General features: G+C 65.7%; 15 protein-coding genes. 6 read left to right on the top strand and 9 right to left on the bottom strand.

Annotated features, from left to right (window positions below; genetic code table 11):
* Nucleotides 1–188, top strand: a 188-nt coding sequence (locus tag F615_RS20120) for a hypothetical protein (RefSeq protein WP_169452409.1), incomplete at its 5' end; no start/stop codon positions are given.
* Nucleotides 189–284: 96 nt separating this feature from the next.
* On the opposite strand, the gene F615_RS0102980 is transcribed toward F615_RS20120, so the two are convergent.
* From F615_RS0102980 to F615_RS0102970, 3 genes are all read right to left on the bottom strand, one after another.
* Nucleotides 285–497, bottom strand: coding sequence for a hypothetical protein (locus tag F615_RS0102980; protein ID WP_019559687.1), 213 nt, complete (start codon nt 495–497; stop codon nt 285–287).
* Nucleotides 498–647: 150 nt separating this feature from the next.
* Nucleotides 648–1,148, bottom strand: coding sequence for a hypothetical protein (locus F615_RS17660; protein ID WP_156824516.1), 501 nt, complete (start codon nt 1,146–1,148; stop codon nt 648–650).
* Between the two features lie 27 nt (nt 1,149–1,175).
* Nucleotides 1,176–2,309 (bottom strand): JmjC domain-containing protein, encoded by a 1,134-nt coding sequence (locus F615_RS0102970; RefSeq protein ID WP_026329971.1) that lies wholly within the window; start codon nt 2,307–2,309, stop codon nt 1,176–1,178.
* 25 nt (nt 2,310–2,334) lie between these two features.
* On the opposite strand from F615_RS0102970, the gene F615_RS0102965 reads away from it, so the two are divergent.
* On the top strand, nt 2,335–2,856 hold the full coding sequence (locus tag F615_RS0102965) for an FKBP-type peptidyl-prolyl cis-trans isomerase (protein ID WP_026329970.1): 522 nt from the start codon (nt 2,335–2,337) through the stop codon (nt 2,854–2,856).
* A gap of 42 nt (nt 2,857–2,898) precedes the next feature.
* On the opposite strand, the gene dut is transcribed toward F615_RS0102965, so the two are convergent.
* The 4 genes from dut to F615_RS17655 all read right to left on the bottom strand — a co-directional run bounded on the left by dut (nt 2,899) and on the right by F615_RS17655 (nt 6,312).
* Complete coding sequence (gene dut, locus F615_RS0102960) at nt 2,899–3,348, bottom strand: dUTP diphosphatase (RefSeq protein WP_019559683.1); 450 nt, start codon at nt 3,346–3,348, stop codon at nt 2,899–2,901.
* A complete protein-coding gene (coaBC, locus tag F615_RS0102955) occupies nt 3,345–4,595 on the bottom strand; it encodes a bifunctional phosphopantothenoylcysteine decarboxylase/phosphopantothenate--cysteine ligase CoaBC (protein ID WP_232301037.1) in 1,251 nt (416 codons plus the stop codon). Before coaBC ends, dut begins: the two co-directional genes overlap by 4 nt.
* Entirely contained in the window at nt 4,585–5,679 is a 1,095-nt protein-coding gene (locus tag F615_RS0102950) for a transglutaminase-like domain-containing protein (protein ID WP_156824515.1), read from the bottom strand. The genes coaBC and F615_RS0102950 overlap by 11 nt, the downstream gene beginning before the upstream one ends.
* Nucleotides 5,680–5,748: 69 nt before the next feature.
* Nucleotides 5,749–6,312 (bottom strand): TlpA disulfide reductase family protein, encoded by a 564-nt coding sequence (locus F615_RS17655; RefSeq protein WP_019559680.1) that lies wholly within the window; start codon nt 6,310–6,312, stop codon nt 5,749–5,751.
* A 153-nt stretch (nt 6,313–6,465) separates the two neighbouring features.
* Between F615_RS17655 and F615_RS0102940 the strand changes: the two genes are divergently transcribed.
* The 3 genes from F615_RS0102940 to F615_RS0102930 are packed head-to-tail and all read left to right on the top strand — an operon-like array spanning nt 6,466 to nt 9,407.
* Entirely contained in the window at nt 6,466–7,026 is a 561-nt protein-coding gene (locus tag F615_RS0102940; protein ID WP_211211776.1) for a GbsR/MarR family transcriptional regulator, read from the top strand.
* Nucleotides 7,027–7,053: 27 nt separating this feature from the next.
* A complete protein-coding gene (locus F615_RS0102935) occupies nt 7,054–8,412 on the top strand; it encodes a cytochrome ubiquinol oxidase subunit I (RefSeq protein WP_019559678.1) in 1,359 nt (452 codons plus the stop codon).
* Nucleotides 8,412–9,407 carry a cytochrome d ubiquinol oxidase subunit II gene (locus F615_RS0102930; RefSeq protein WP_019559677.1) on the top strand — a complete coding sequence of 332 codons (996 nt, stop codon included), beginning with the start codon at nt 8,412–8,414 and terminating at the stop codon, nt 9,405–9,407. The genes F615_RS0102935 and F615_RS0102930 overlap by 1 nt, the downstream gene beginning before the upstream one ends.
* A 9-nt stretch (nt 9,408–9,416) precedes the next feature.
* On the opposite strand, the gene F615_RS17650 is transcribed toward F615_RS0102930, so the two are convergent.
* Nucleotides 9,417–10,016: an NMCC_0638 family (lipo)protein gene (locus F615_RS17650; RefSeq protein ID WP_156824514.1), complete on the bottom strand. Its 600-nt coding sequence runs from the start codon at nt 10,014–10,016 to the stop codon at nt 9,417–9,419.
* A 38-nt stretch (nt 10,017–10,054) separates the two neighbouring features.
* A complete protein-coding gene (alaS, locus tag F615_RS0102920; RefSeq protein ID WP_019559675.1) occupies nt 10,055–12,682 on the bottom strand; it encodes an alanine--tRNA ligase in 2,628 nt (875 codons plus the stop codon).
* Between the two features lie 230 nt (nt 12,683–12,912).
* On the opposite strand from alaS, the gene F615_RS0102915 reads away from it, so the two are divergent.
* The gene (locus F615_RS0102915; RefSeq protein WP_019559674.1) at nt 12,913–14,391 is read left to right on the top strand and encodes an NAD-dependent succinate-semialdehyde dehydrogenase; all 1,479 of its coding nucleotides are present in this window, start codon (nt 12,913–12,915) and stop codon (nt 14,389–14,391) included.
* Nucleotides 14,392–14,428 lie beyond the last annotated feature (37 nt).

Genomic DNA, 14,428 nt, shown 5'->3' with positions numbered 1-14,428 from the left:
GCGGTGTCGAGCCTGACGTCATCGACGACCCACGGCGGCTGCAAGCCCAGCGCGCTGGTGAACAGAGCTTCTACGGCAATGCCCATGGACTCATCCTCCTGATCAAACACGCCTCGTGGACATGTGCACAGGCCGGCCAGCGGCCTGCACACATGCCCACCGGGCGCGACGACCAGGAGTCATTGTGACTGTTGGGTTCCACACGAAATGACGAAGAGCCGAATCGCCCCACCAGTAAAAAGGCCGCCCGCAGGCGGCCTTTTTGTTTGCAGGCGTCGAAACGCTCACTGCGAAGCAGCGGGCGAAGCAGCGTCGGCCGCCGGCGCAGCCGCGTCGGACGCGACGTTGGCCACCGGCGAAGCGGCTTCGGCAGGAGCGGGAGCCGGAGCGGGCGCGGCAGCAGGGGCCTCGGCAGCAGGCGCCGGCTCTTCCTTCTTGCCGCAAGCGGCCAGGGCGACGGCAGCGACGATGGAAGCCAACACGAGCGACTTGTTCATTGCACTTTCCTCGAAAGGTTCAGGTGATGAGTGATCTGGGCTGGTTGCAACCGCCGGGTTTCAACTTGTAAAAGAGTTTGAATCCAAGCCTGACCCTGCGGCGGTTTGATTAGAGCAAACCATCAAACATTATATAGGGTTTGCACTTAATCACAAACCCAGGGTGGTCACCGGAAAGTCTGGGATGCCCCAGCGGGCCAGTTCGCGCACGCGGTCTTGCATGCGCAGCAGCTCGGCCGGGGTGGTGTCCACGAAGCCCCGGTAGCGCCGAGGATCGACCAGGCGCACGGCCTGCACGCCGGGGGCAAACCAAAAGCATGGCACTTGCGAGGGCTCGACCTGCGGCAACGCCAGGCAGTCCACCACATGCCCCCAATGACGCCGCCAAGCGACCCATCGCGCATGGCGCCGAGGCACTTCGTCGAAGCGGCTGGCCAGCAGGGTCAGTCGCCGATGGGCGCAGGCCCAGCGCGTGAGGGACTGCACCACGGCGCGCTCGCCCAGCGGCCAGTCCGCGTAGTCCACATCGCACAGCCAGATCTCGCGGCACCCCACGTCGGCGGCCCGCTCGAATGCCTCGGCGATCGCCCGATGGAAATCGGCACGGCTGGCCATGGGTGCCACGGGGGTGGCGGTGCGGGGAGTCTCCATGGATCGGTCCTCGCCTCAGCTCAGCGCTCAGGTCGACGCTGGGCCCAGCGGATGCAGCCAACCATCCTCGGCCCACTGCATGAGCAGCGCCTTGGCATCATCGCTGGCCAAGCGCCAGGCCGCAGCATCCAGTTCGCGACGATCGGCCAAGCGACGCATCAAGCGCGCGTCGGCCCCTGCGGCGCGAAAAGCCTCGCCATTGATGAAGACATGGTGCCGGTCATACAGCATCCGGGTGCGCCGGTCCAGCCTCAGCCCCTGAGAGAGATCGCCCCCCGGGCCCGGCTCGAACCACACGCCTTGCTTGGGTTCACTCAAGTATTCACCCAAGGCGCATTCCAGCGCCCGGCGATCGCGCAACAGCGATTGCACCGCCTGCACCGCGAAGTCTTGCAGAGCTTGCGGCATGCGTGCCGGGGTGGCCGTGGCCGGCTGCTGCGGATCACGATAAAGCACGCCGTCGGACTCCGTCTCACGGCCTTCCAGTTCGCGCACGAGCACCTCACGCAGCAATTCCTCACGGCGGGGGGCCCGAAAGCCGATCGACGCGGTCATGCACTCGCCCTCGGCCACACCATCGTGCGCCCAGCGTGGCGGCAGGTAGAGCATGTCGCCCGGCTCCAGCACATGTTCCTCCTCGGCACGAAAGTTCGCCAGGATCCGCAGCGGCACGCCCTCCAGCAAGCGGTCATCGGCCAGTCGGCCGATGCGCCAACGCCGGCGTCCATGCACCTGCAGCAAGAACACGTCGTACGAATCGAAATGCGGCCCGACCCCACCGCCATCGCTGGCATACGAGATCATCAAATCGTCCAAGCGCGCATCCGGCACGAAGCGAAACGCCTGCAGCAGCCGGTGGGCGCCCTCATGGTGCAAATCAACCCCCTGCACCAGCAAGGTCCAGTCAGGCCGCGACAGCGGTGGCAGCGCCCGGCGTGACATCGGGCCCTGCCGCAGCTGCCAGCCGCGCTCGGTCCGGCGCACCAGGCGGGACTCGACATCGGGGCGCGCGGCCAATGCGAAGAGTTGATCGCGCGTGGGCAAATCGGGACGATGTGGCAAGGCCTGGCGCACCAGCAAAGGTCGCTTGTGCCAGTATCGGCGCATGAAGGTCTCGGGGCTGAGGCCAGCGAGCAAAGAGTGGGGGCGAGAAATCTGCATGGCCGCCATTGTGCGATCATTACGCATGCGCATCACCTCTCCCTGCGTCGTCAGCCTGACCTGGCGACTCGAAGACACTCTGGGCCATCTCATCGACGAGCTGTCCGAGCCCGTGGAGTTTTTCTACGGCGGCGACGATCTCTTGGCCAAGGTCGAAGAAGTGCTCGAAGGGCAGGAAGTCGGCTTCGAGACCAAGTTGCACCTGGAGCCGGAGCATGCCTTCGGAGAATACGACGCCTCGTTGGTGTTCTTCGAAGATCGCAAGCTCTTTTCCGAGCACATCGAGCCGGGCATGCAGTTCGACGGCCTGCCCGAAGGCATCACCACCCGCGACATGCCTGCCGACCGCATCTACACGGTCACCGAGGTTTATGACAGCCATGTGGTGCTGGACGGCAATCATCCCTTGGCCGGGATGGCGCTGCGCTTGGCACTGAAGGTGCGTGGCGTACGCGAAGCCACCGAGGCGGAAATCGAAAACCGCAGCGTCGGCCAGCCGGTGCTCAGCGTGCTGAGCAGCCCGCCCAGCGGTTCCACCTTGCACTGACCGTCAGTGCGGTGCTGCCTTCGGCGGCCTGCTCGGGTCGCCTCAATGCCGGCCCGTCGAGCCAAAACCGCCCTTGCCGCGGTGCGAGGCCTCGAAATCCTCGACCCGCTCGAAGCGGGCCTGCACCACCGGCACGATGACCAATTGCGCAATGCGCTCCATCGGCTGCACCGTGAAGGTCTCGTGTCCGCGGTTCCAGCAGCTCACCATGAGCTGCCCCTGGTAGTCCGAATCGATCAAGCCCACCAGATTGCCCAGCACGATGCCGTGCTTGTGACCCAATCCCGAGCGCGGCAGGATCAGCGCGGCCAAGCCCGGATCCCCGAGATGGATGGCCAAACCCGTGGGGATGAGCTCGGTCTGCCCCGGCTCCAGGACCAGCGGGGCCTCCAGACAGGCCCGCAGATCCAGCCCGGCACTGCCGGGCGTGGCGTAGCTGGGCAGGTGCTCGGCCATGCGGGCGTCGAGCACTTTCAAAGCAATGGTCGTCATGAGTGATGCTTGGACAATCGTTGGGCGATTTCGCGCACTAGCAGGCGCGCCAACACGAGCTTGTCGACGCGACGGCCGTCCTCGGGCAAGGGCCGCTCACCCTGCGCATCGACCAACAACACGGCATTGTCATCGCAGCCGAACGTGCTCGGGCCAAGATTGGCCACGAGCAACGGCACTGCCTTGCGCTGACGCTTGGTGCGGGCATGCTCGGCCAGTTTCTCGCTTTCGGCCGCAAAGCCCACACAGTACGGGGCATGAGGCAGGCGCGCGACGCTGGCCAAAATGTCAGGGTTTTCGACGAAGCTCAACACCGGGCACTGGCCCGAACCGTCTTTCTTGAGCTTGTGCTCGGCCGCGGTGGCTGGCCGCCAGTCGGCCACCGCCGCGGTGGCGATGAACACGTCCTGCGCGGCCACCACCGACATCACGGCCTCGAACATCTGCACGGCGCTGCGCACATCGATACGGCGCACGCCACGCGGAGTGCCCAAGGCCACGGGGCCAGCCACCAGGGTGACCTCGGCGCCGGCCTCGCGGGCCGCCCTGGCCAGCGCGAACCCCATCTTGCCACTGGACAAATTGGTGACGCCGCGCACCGGGTCGATGGCCTCGAAGGTCGGCCCGGCCGTGATCAGCACCCGCTGGCCCTGCAGCACCTTGGGCTCGAAGAAGGCGACGATCTCCTCGAACAGCTCCTCGGCCTCCAGCATGCGGCCATCGCCGATCTCTCCGCAGGCTTGATCGCCATGCCCCGGCCCCAACAAGACGGCGCCGTCGGCCACCACTTGGGCCACGTTGCGCTGCGTGGCCGGGTGCGACCACATCTCGCGGTTCATCGCCGGGGCCAGCAGCAGCGGACAAGGCCGCTCGCCCACGGCCCAGGGCCGCGCCAAGCACATCAGACTGATGAGATCATCGGCCCGGCCCTGCGCCAGCGCGGCGATGCAGTCGGCGCTGGCCGGAGCGATCACGATGGCATCCACCCCTCGGGTCAGGTTGATGTGCGCCATGTGGTTGGGCTCGCGCGCATCCCAAGGACTGGTCACCACCGGCTGACCCGACAATGCCTGCATCGTCATCGCCGTGATGAAGCGCTCGGCCGCCTCGCTCATCACGACCTGCACCGAGGCGCCTGCCTTGACCAGCAGGCGCACGAGCTCGGCGCTCTTGTAGCAGGCCACTCCGCCGGACAAGGCCAGCACCAGCTTGCGGCCCTGCAGGGCCAACCAAGGATCAGAGTTCACGGGCAAAGATGCTGTACTTGAAGCGATCGGGATCGAGCGGATCGTAACGCCCCGAAGCATGTTCGGCCTGCGGATACATCAGAAAGGCCAGGCGCGGGCCCTGCGAGCCGGGCAAAGCCAGGTCATGCGCCATGTTGTATGCCATCCAGTTGCCCTCCCAGCCTCCGAACAGACCCGCGTAAACCGGCGCAACGAGCGGATCACGCGGGTCGCGGATCCAGCGCGACGACTCCTGCCGCATGACCTTGCCCACGTCGGCCGGATCCATCGCCACCCAGCCATGCTCGCGCAGGAACACCTCGGCGCGGCAGTGCTGAGCCGACTTCAACTGGGCGGAGTTGGCACCGAGCTCCCGGTAACCAAATGCCGAGGGCGCCAGCCGGATGCCGTACACATCGCGCGCCGGCACCCCGACGGCACGGCACAACCCCACGAACAAGGCATTGATGTCGCCACACTTGCCACCGAAGTTGCCCGTCTCCAGCATGGCCTTGATGTCGCCGACGCCGCAGCCGCGCACCTGCGGCTCGCGATAAGTGGAATGCACCACCCAATCGTAGATGCGTCGCACCTTGTCGACATCCCCACGCGCGCTGCCAATGATGCGCCGCGCGGTGTCACGCACGATGCCATCGGTCGGCAACAAATCGGTCGGTTGCAGCCAAAACCGCAATGTGGCCGGGTCTACGGCCACCGACACGGGACGCTGCCAGTCCACGGCCCGATCCCGCGTGAGCACCACGCTGCTGACCTCGATCGACGGTGCGGACGCCGATGCCTCGAAGCGGGCCATGAGCATGCGCGCACCGTAGCGCTCGTCGGCCACGATGCGCGCCTCGGCCGCTGTGCCACGCCACTGATGGCCCAACACTTGTTGATAGTCCGACTGCACCGATGGCAGCGGCACCCACACCTGCGCCGCCCCCACGGGCTGCTGAAGTTCCACCCGCGTGGTGACTTCGAAGCGGCGCCAATCCCCCGGCACCGGCTCGAAGCGACGTGCCTGCGCATGAGGCGCACGCAGCAGGCCCAAACCGAGCGCCGATGCCCCCAAGCCTTGCAACACGCGACGGCGATGCCACACCCCACCTTGCTTCACAGCCGACCTCTCCCAAAGAAACGCTGACAAAACCCAATTTGCGACGATGCCGAATTATCGGCCGGACCTCAGCAAGGGCTCGATCAATTCGCGCGCCTGAGGCCCCGTCCAGTTCCACTCGCCCATGACGCTCCAACGCGGCTGGCCCGAACGGTCCACGATCACCGTGGTGGGCAGCACACGGGCCGTCCAGGCTTTGGCCGCTTGGCCATCACGGTCCATCAAGACCGGCAAGGCCTGCGGAATCTCGCCGAAAACCAGGTCCAAAAAGGATCGCACCTTGGCTTCGCTTTCCTGGTAGTTCACGGCCAGCACCACCAGGCCCTGATCGGCCCGACTTTCGGCCAGGCGCAACAAGGCCGGCATCTCCGAGACGCAAGGCTCGCACCAACTGGCCCAAAAGTTCAGCAGCACGACCTGGCCGCGCCAATCGGCCAAGCGGCGCACGCCTCCCTCCAAAGCAGGCAAAGCCAGCGGCGGCGTGGAAGGCCGCCCCGTCCAAGGACGCACCCAGGCCCGCGGCGCCGCCCATGCCGCCGGACTCAGCATCCCCCAGGCCGCAGCCGCCCGCAGGCACGTGCGGCGAGACATCGGGACGAAACCGTCGGCAACCGTCATCGCAGACATCCAGCCAAGACACAGACCGGCCCGGATTATCCGCAGCCTCGCCCATACCCGATGCCGGGCCTCGGAATTTTCTAGATTTCAGAAATTTCTGAAATTTCAGGCTACACTCGCTTGACCTGCATCAACCCTCGGGCCCGCTTTGCCATGACCAGCATGACTCCATTGGTGCGCAGCTTCGTTGCTCATTTCGGCGAGATGGGCAGCCGCTGGGGCATCAACCGTACCGTGGGGCAGATCTACGCGTTGCTGTTCGTCTCGCCGCGACCGCTCAACGCGGAGGAAATCGCCGAGCGCTTGGAGTTCTCGCGCTCGAATGTCAGCATGGGCTTGAAGGAACTACAAGCCTGGCGACTGGTCAAGCTCAAGCACTTCGCCGGCGATCGACGCGACTACTACGAAGCGCCCACGGACGCCTGGGAGATCTTCCGCACGCTGGCCGAGGAACGTCGGCGCCGTGAAATCGAGCCCACGCTGTCCATGCTGCGCAACGCCTTGCTGGAACACCCCACACAGGAGGAAGACCGCATCGCCCAAGAACGCATGAAAGGCATGCACGACTTGATTGAACTGATCACCACCTGGTTCGACGACGTGCAACGCCTGGACGCCCAGACCCTGGCCCAGCTGATGAAGATGGGCTCGCGCGTGGGCAAACTGCTCGAGTACACCGGCAAGCTGCGTGCGCAAGGCGCCTTGCCCCGCTGATCGTCGACCTTCAGTCCCCCCACCACCATGGATGCCCTGCTTCTGGCCCGACTGCAATTCGCAGCCAACATCACCTTCCATATCCTGTTTCCCACCATCACCATCGCCTTGTGCTGGGTGCTGCTGTTCTTCCGCTGGCGCTGGCTGCGCACGCAGGATGCAGCCTGGCTCGGTGCCTACCGTTTCTGGACCAAAGTGTTCGCGCTGAGCTTCGCGCTCGGGGTGGTCTCGGGCATCACGATGAGCTTCCAGTTCGGCACCAACTGGCCGGGCTTCATGGAACGCGTGGGCAACATTGCCGGCCCGTTGCTGGGCTATGAGGTGCTCACAGCGTTCTTTCTCGAAGCCACGTTTCTGGGCGTGATGCTCTTCGGTCACGGCAAGGTGAGCGAACGAGTGCATTTGCTGGCCACGTTCCTGGTGGCGCTGGGCACGACGATGAGCGCTTTCTGGATCCTCAGCCTCAACTCGTGGATGCAGACCCCCGCGGGCTACCAGATCATCGACGGCGAATTCCACGCGGTCGATTGGGCGCTCGTGGTCTTCAACCCGTCTTTCCCCTATCGCCTGACCCACATGCTGCTGGCCTCCGGGCTGACGGTGGCCTTCTTGCTGGCCGGCTTGAGCGCCTGGCAAGTGCTCAAGGGCAAAACCAATGTCTCGACCCCGAAAGTGATGCGCACCGGTCTGACGCTCGGAGCCGTGCTCATTCCACTGCAAATCCTCGTGGGCGACTTGCATGGCCTCAACACGCTGCAACACCAGCCACAGAAGATCGCCGCCATCGAAGGGGTGTGGAACACCGAACGCGGCGCGCCCCTGCTGCTGTTTGCCTGGCCCGACGAGGCCACCCGCAGCAACCGCTACGAACTGGGCATTCCCAAGGGCGCCAGCCTCATCCTCACGCATGAGCTCGACGGTGAAATCCGTGGCCTCAACGAGTTCGTCGACTCGCATCCGCCGGTGGCACCGCTGTTTTTCGGCTTTCGCATCATGGTGGGCACGGGGATGCTGATGCTGCTGGCCAGTTGGGTGGGCTGGTGGATGCTGCGCCGGCGCGGCTGGGCGCCGGAGCGACTGCCCCGTGGCCTGCTGTGGGGTCTGACGGCGATGAGCTTTTCTGGCTGGGTGGCCACCGTGGCCGGTTGGTACGTCACCGAGATCGGCCGTCAGCCCTACATCGTGCAAGGCCTGCTGCGCACGGCCGACGTGGCCTCCGCCACGCCTGCGCCGATGATCGCACTGACCCTGGCTGCTTACATCACGGTCTACCTGGCCTTGATCGTGGCCTATGTCGGCGTGATCGCCCACATGGCCAGCAAACCCATCGACGCCCCGGTGCGCTACGCCAGCACCGGCCCTGCTCAACCCGTGGAGGCCCGCTGATGAGCTTCGACGCGACTTTGCCCCTGATTTTCATGGCCGTGATGGGCTTGGCCATGCTCGCCTATGTCGTGCTGGACGGATTCGACCTCGGCGTGGGCATGTTGATGCATCGGGCCACGCCCGAGCAAAAGGATGTGATGGTGTCGTCCATCGGCCCGTTCTGGGACGCCAACGAAACCTGGCTGGTGCTGGGCGTGGGCATTTTGCTGATCGCCTTTCCCAAGGCGCATGGCATCGTGCTGACGGCCCTGTACTTGCCGGTGGCCGTGATGCTCATCGGCCTGATCCTGCGCGGCGTGGCCTTCGACTTCCGCGTCAAAGCCCAGGACGAGCACAAACCGCTGTGGAACCGAGCCTTTTTCGTCGGCTCGATGATGGCCTCGCTGGCCCAAGGCTGGATGCTGGGTCGCTACATCACCGGCTTTGCCCAAGGCTGGCAGTACACGGTGTTTGCCGCAGCCATCGCGGTGGCGCTGGCCACGGCTTACGTGCTGCTGGGGGCCACTTGGCTGGTGATGAAAACCGACGGAGCGCTGCAAGCCCGCGCCGCGGGCTGGGCCCGGCTGGCCTGGCTGCCAGTGGTGCTGGGCATGGGGCTGATCTCTTTGGCCACGCCCATCGTGAGCGAAACCGTACGCGCGCGCTGGTTCACGATGCCCGGATTCATCGCGCTGCTGCCCATTCCCTTGGTGACCGCCGCCGCGCTGGTCACGCTGCGCGTCTTGTTGAACTCCCCCCGCATCCTGGGCCGCCTGTGCTGGGTGCCGTTCGCGTTGGTGGTGGCCGTCTTCGTGCTGGGCTTCTTCGGCCTGGCCTACAGCCTCTATCCCTATGTGGTGATGGACCGCCTCACGATCTGGGAGGCCGCCAGCGCCCCAGCTTCGCTCAAGGTCATTCTCTTGGGCACGGCACTCACCGTGCCCGCCATCATCGGCTACACGGTGTTCGCCTACCGGGTGTTTTGGGGCAAGGCGCGCGAGTTGACCTACGCCTGAGCCCCGCCCTCAGTGCCGCGGCCAACCGTCGGGGTCGGTCGCGGACTCGACGGCGGGCCGCCGCCACAGCTGGAACACCTGCGCCGCAGGCCCATCGGTCAGGGTGGCGACCAAGCCCAGGCCCAGCTCCTGCGTGCCGCCCACACGGCGATATCGAGCCTGCCATTGCCGCCGCCACACCCCGGCACGCTCGACGTAACGCTCGAACTGCACCTGCACGCGCGCACCGCTGCCACTGAGCCGGGTGACGGCCTGCTGCCAGGCCAGGTACACCGCCGGCCCGATGCTGCGCTCAGCCCACACGGTGCAGGCCCCATCCATCGTGGTGGCCAGCATCACCGTGGCATCCGGGCTGCGCAGCACGGCACCCGCGCGGCCGCCCAACAAGACGCCCACTTCGGGAATGCTGGGATCGAGCGGGTCGAAGCCTTGGGTGAGGGCCCAGTCCATCACGGCCACGGGCTCACCTTCATGGGCCACACAGGCTTCGACGAACCAGCGCACCACCTCGGCGGGCTGGGCCTCGCGCAAGCCCAGCATGTCGCGGGCCCACCCGATCGCGGGCATCCACACGGCAAACACCACCGCGGCCATGACCGCACGTGGCATCCACAGAGCCATGGCACAACGCCCACTGCTGGGGCCGCTCAGACCCGCTCGGCCACCCAGGCAGGCACCGAGGCCAAGGCTTGCGGCAGCTTGCTCACATCGCTGCCACCGGCCATGGCCAAATCGGGCTTGCCCCCACCTTTGCCCCCCACCTGCTGAGCCACGAAGTTGACCAAGTCGCCGGCTTTGAGCTTGGCCGTGTTGTCGCTCGTCACCCCTGCGGCCAGCTGCACCTTGCCACCATCGACGGCGGCCAGCACGATCGCGGCGGTCTTGAGCTTGTCCTTGAGCTTGTCCATGGTCTCGCGCAGGGTCTTGGCGTCTGCGCCGTCCAAGGTGGCTGCCAACACGCGGATGCCTTTGACGTCCACGGCCTTGGCCATCAGCTCATCGCCTTGCACCGAGGCCAGCTTGCCCTTGAGTGCGGCCAGCTCTTTTTCGAGCGAACGCACCTGCTCCAGCACCTGGGCCACCCGCTGCGGCACATCCGATGGCGTGGCTTTGAGCACGCCGGCCAGTTGACCGACCGTGGACTCCAAGCCTTGCACGTAAGCCAGCGCGTTCTCACCGGTCACCGCTTCCACACGGCGCACCCCAGCGGCCACACCGCTTTCGGACACGATCTTGAACAAGCCGATGTCGCCGGTGCGCGCCACATGGGTGCCCCCACACAGCTCGCGACTGCTGCCGATGTCCAGCACGCGCACCTGAGCGCCGTACTTTTCACCAAACAGCATCACCGCCCCGAGCTTTTGCGCTTCTTCGATCGGCATGATGCGCGCCTGGGTGTCGGCATTGGCGAGGATCTCGGCATTGACCAGCGCTTCGATGCGCTGGATCTGCTCAGGCGTCAGCGGCGCATGGTGGGAAAAGTCGAAGCGCGTGCGCTCGGCATTGACCAACGAGCCCTTTTGCTGCACATGCTCACCCAGCACCTCGCGCAAAGCTTTGTGCATCAAGTGGGTGGCGCTGTGGTTGCGCATCGTGCGAGCGCGGCGCTCGGCATCGACCCGGGCATCGATCATGTCACCCACCCGGATCTCGCCTTCCACCACACGGCCGTGATGGCCAAAGACATCGGCCTGGATTTTCTGCGTGTCTTCCACGAGGAAGCGCGCCGTCTTGTTGCGCAGCTCCCCCGTGTCACCCACCTGCCCCCCCGATTCGGCATAGAACGGCGTGTGATCGAGCACGATCACCGCATCGTCACCGGCACGGGCGCTGTCCACCGAGGTGCCATCCACATAGACTGCCGTGACCCGAGCCCCCTCGTGCACCAACCGCTCGTAGCCGTGAAACGTGGTCGGCGCGCCGCGGTATTCCAGGCCGGCGGCCATCTTGAACTTGCCCGCCGCGCGGGCCTGTTCGCGCTGGCGCGCCATGGCCGCCTCGAAGCCAGCCGCATCCACCGTCACCCCCCGCTCTCGGCACACGTCGGCCGTCAGATCGAGCGGAAAGCCGTAGGTGTCGTGCAACTTGAACGCCAGCTCGCCATCGACTTGCCGGGCACCGCCGGCCAGCGCCGCCTCGAGGATCTCCATCCCGTGCGCAATGGTTTGGAAGAAGCGCTCCTCCTCCTGCTTGAGCACCTCGGTGATGCGAGCCTGGTGCTGACGCAGCTCGGGGTAGGCGTCGCCCATTTGCTGCACCACGGCGGCAACGATCCGGTGAAAGAACGGCACCCGCGCGCCAAGCTTGTAGCCATGCCGGATGGCCCGCCGGGCGATACGGCGCAGCACGTAGCCACGGCCTTCGTTGCCGGGAATCACGCCATCGGCCACCATGAAGGCGCAGGCGCGGATGTGGTCGGCGATCACCTTCAGCGACGGGCTGCCTTTGTCGCAATCGCCCGCGCCGGCCGCATCCACCGCCTGCTTGGCCGCCGCCAGCAGGGCCACGAAGAGATCGATCTCGTAATTCGAGTGCACCCCCTGCAGCACCGCCGCGATGCGCTCCAGCCCCATGCCGGTGTCCACGCTGGGCTTGGGCAGCGGGTGCATCTGACCGTCTTCCGTGCGGTTGAACTGCATGAAGACGTTGTTCCAAATTTCGATGTAGCGGTCGCCGTCTTCGTCAGGGCTGCCCGGCGGGCCGCCGGGGATGCCTTCGCCGTGGTCGTAAAAAATCTCGGTGCAGGGACCGCAAGGCCCGGTGTCGCCCATCATCCAGAAGTTGTCCGAGGCGTAGCGCGCGCCCTTGTTGTCGCCGATGCGCACGATGCGCTCGGCCGGCACGCCCACGTCCTTGTGCCAGATGTCATAGGCCTCGTCATCTTCGGCGTAGACGGTGACCCACAGCTTGGACGGCGGCAATTTGAAGTGCTCGGTCAGCAGCTCCCAGGCGTACCTGATCGCATCGCGCTTGAAATAGTCCCCAAAGCTGAAATTGCCCAACATCTCGAAGAAGGTGTGGTGGCGCGCGGTGTAGCCCACGTTCTCGAGATCGTTGTGCTTGCCGCCGGCGCGGATGCACTTTTGCGCCGTGGCCGCTCGGGTATACGGCCGCTTGTCGAAGCCCAGGAACACGTCCTTGAACTGGTTCATCCCGGCGTTGGTGAACAGCAGCGTCGGGTCGTCTGCGGGCACCACGGGACTGGACGGCACCACGGTGTGTCCTTTGGACTCGAAAAACTTCAAGAAGGTTTGGCGGATCTCGGCGGCTTTCATCCGGGGCTTTCTGGGCAGGCTGCTAGGACGGCTCCTCAAGCGCAAGGTCAGCCAGGCGACCCTGTAAATGCTTGATTTGGCGAAGTTTTCGATTATAGAAAGGCCGCTGCCGACTTGCGCCGCCGCGCCGCAGCGCCACTGGGGCCGTCACGGTCACGCAGGTGTCAGCAGGCCCGCCGCCGCCCGCCTATGATGAACCCCAGCCTTTATTGACGTGAGGACATGCCTTCATGGAGACCACCCGCTCGCCGCTTGCCGCGCTCAAAGACCCTCGCTTGCTCAAGACCGATGCCTTGATCGACGGCCAATGGGTGCCCGGCACCGCTCGCTTTGCCGTGCATGATCCGGCCACCGGCCAGCCACTGGCCGAGGTCGCCAACTTGGGCGCCTCCGACGCCGCAGCGGCCATCGCCGCGGCCCATGCCGCCTGGCCGGCTTGGCGCGCCCAGACCGCCAAGCAGCGCGCCGCCGTGCTGATGAAATGGTTCCAGCTGCTCCACGAGCATGCCGAGGACTTGGCCCGCATCATGACGGCCGAGCAGGGCAAGCCCTTGGCCGAAGCCCGCGGTGAGGTGCTCTATGCCGCCAGTTTCGTGGAATGGTTCGCCGAGGAAGCCCGACGCGTCTACGGCGAGACCATCCCCACCACCGACCCCACCAAGCGCTATTGGGTGCTCAAACAGCCCATCGGCGTGTGCGCGGCCATCACGCCTTGGAACTTCCCCATCGCGATGATCACCCGCAAGGTGGCCCCGGCCCTGGCCGCGGGCTGTCCGGTGGTCATCAAGCCGGCCGAACAAACGCCGCTGTCGGCGCTGGCCGCAGCCGAACTGGCCCAGCGCGCCGGCATGCCGCCGGGCGTGCTCAATGTCGTCACTGGCGACAGCGCCCAGTCCATCGAGATCGGCAAGGTGCTGTGCACCAGCGAAGTCGTGCGCCACCTGTCCTTCACCGGCTCGACCGAAGTGGGACGCATCCTGATGCAGCAATGCGCGTCGACGGTCAAGAAGCTATCGCTGGAGCTGGGCGGCAATGCACCGTTCATCGTCTTCGACGATGCCGACCTGGACAGCGCCGTCGAAGGCGCCGTGGCCAGCAAATACCGCAACGCAGGCCAAACCTGCGTGTGCGCCAACCGGCTGTATGTGCAGGATGGCGTGTATGAAAGCTTCGTCGCCAAGCTGGCCGACAAGGTGCGCGGCCTCAAACTGGGCTCGGGCTTCGAGCCGGGGGTGCACATCGGCCCGCTGATCGACGAGTCGGCGTTGGCCAAGGTGGAAGCCCATGTGGCCGACGCCTGCGCCAAAGGCGCGCGCGTGCTCACCGGCGGCCAGCGTGTGGGCCAACGCTTCTTTGCCCCCACCGTGCTGGCCGATGTGACACCCGAGATGCGCTGCTCGCAAGAAGAAACGTTTGGCCCGGTGGCACCGGTGCTACGCTTCAAGACCGAAGACGAGGTCGTCGCGCTGGCCAACGCCACGGAATATGGTTTGGCGAGCTACTTCTACAGCCGCGACATCGGCCGCATCGTCCGGGTGGCCGAGGCATTGGAATATGGCATGGTGGGCATCAACACCGGGCTGATCTCGGTGGCCGAAGTCCCCTTCGGCGGCGTCAAGCAGTCGGGCCTGGGCCGCGAGGGCTCGCACCATGGCATCGACGAATACCTGGAGGTCAAGTACTTGTGCCTGGGCGACCTGCATCGGTGAGGTCGCGACCGAACCGATGGGCTACAAAGGAAAAGGG

The organism is Caldimonas manganoxidans ATCC BAA-369 (genome assembly GCF_000381125.1).
GTDB lineage: Bacteria > Pseudomonadota > Gammaproteobacteria > Burkholderiales > Burkholderiaceae_C > Caldimonas > Caldimonas manganoxidans.
Note: the sequence above shows the minus strand (reverse complement) of the source record. Positions and strands in the feature narration are given on the sequence as shown.

Excerpts from the sequence above, each read along its gene's own strand:
- F615_RS0102980 (WP_019559687.1), bottom strand. The coding sequence starts at position 497 with ATGAACAAGTCGCTCGTGTTGGCTTCCATCGTCGCTGCCGTCGCCCTG.
- F615_RS17660 (WP_156824516.1), bottom strand. The coding sequence starts at position 1,148 with ATGGAGACTCCCCGCACCGCCACCCCCGTGGCACCCATGGCCAGCCGT.
- F615_RS0102970 (WP_026329971.1), bottom strand. The coding sequence starts at position 2,309 with ATGCAGATTTCTCGCCCCCACTCTTTGCTCGCTGGCCTCAGCCCCGAG.
- F615_RS0102965 (WP_026329970.1), top strand. The coding sequence starts at position 2,335 with ATGCGCATCACCTCTCCCTGCGTCGTCAGCCTGACCTGGCGACTCGAA.
- dut (WP_019559683.1), bottom strand. The coding sequence starts at position 3,348 with ATGACGACCATTGCTTTGAAAGTGCTCGACGCCCGCATGGCCGAGCAC.
- F615_RS17655 (WP_019559680.1), bottom strand. The coding sequence starts at position 6,312 with ATGACGGTTGCCGACGGTTTCGTCCCGATGTCTCGCCGCACGTGCCTG.
- F615_RS0102940 (WP_211211776.1), top strand. The coding sequence starts at position 6,466 with ATGACCAGCATGACTCCATTGGTGCGCAGCTTCGTTGCTCATTTCGGC.
- F615_RS0102935 (WP_019559678.1), top strand. The coding sequence starts at position 7,054 with ATGGATGCCCTGCTTCTGGCCCGACTGCAATTCGCAGCCAACATCACC.
- F615_RS0102930 (WP_019559677.1), top strand. The coding sequence starts at position 8,412 with ATGAGCTTCGACGCGACTTTGCCCCTGATTTTCATGGCCGTGATGGGC.
- F615_RS17650 (WP_156824514.1), bottom strand. The coding sequence starts at position 10,016 with ATGCCACGTGCGGTCATGGCCGCGGTGGTGTTTGCCGTGTGGATGCCC.
- alaS (WP_019559675.1), bottom strand. The coding sequence starts at position 12,682 with ATGAAAGCCGCCGAGATCCGCCAAACCTTCTTGAAGTTTTTCGAGTCC.
- F615_RS0102915 (WP_019559674.1), top strand. The coding sequence starts at position 12,913 with ATGGAGACCACCCGCTCGCCGCTTGCCGCGCTCAAAGACCCTCGCTTG.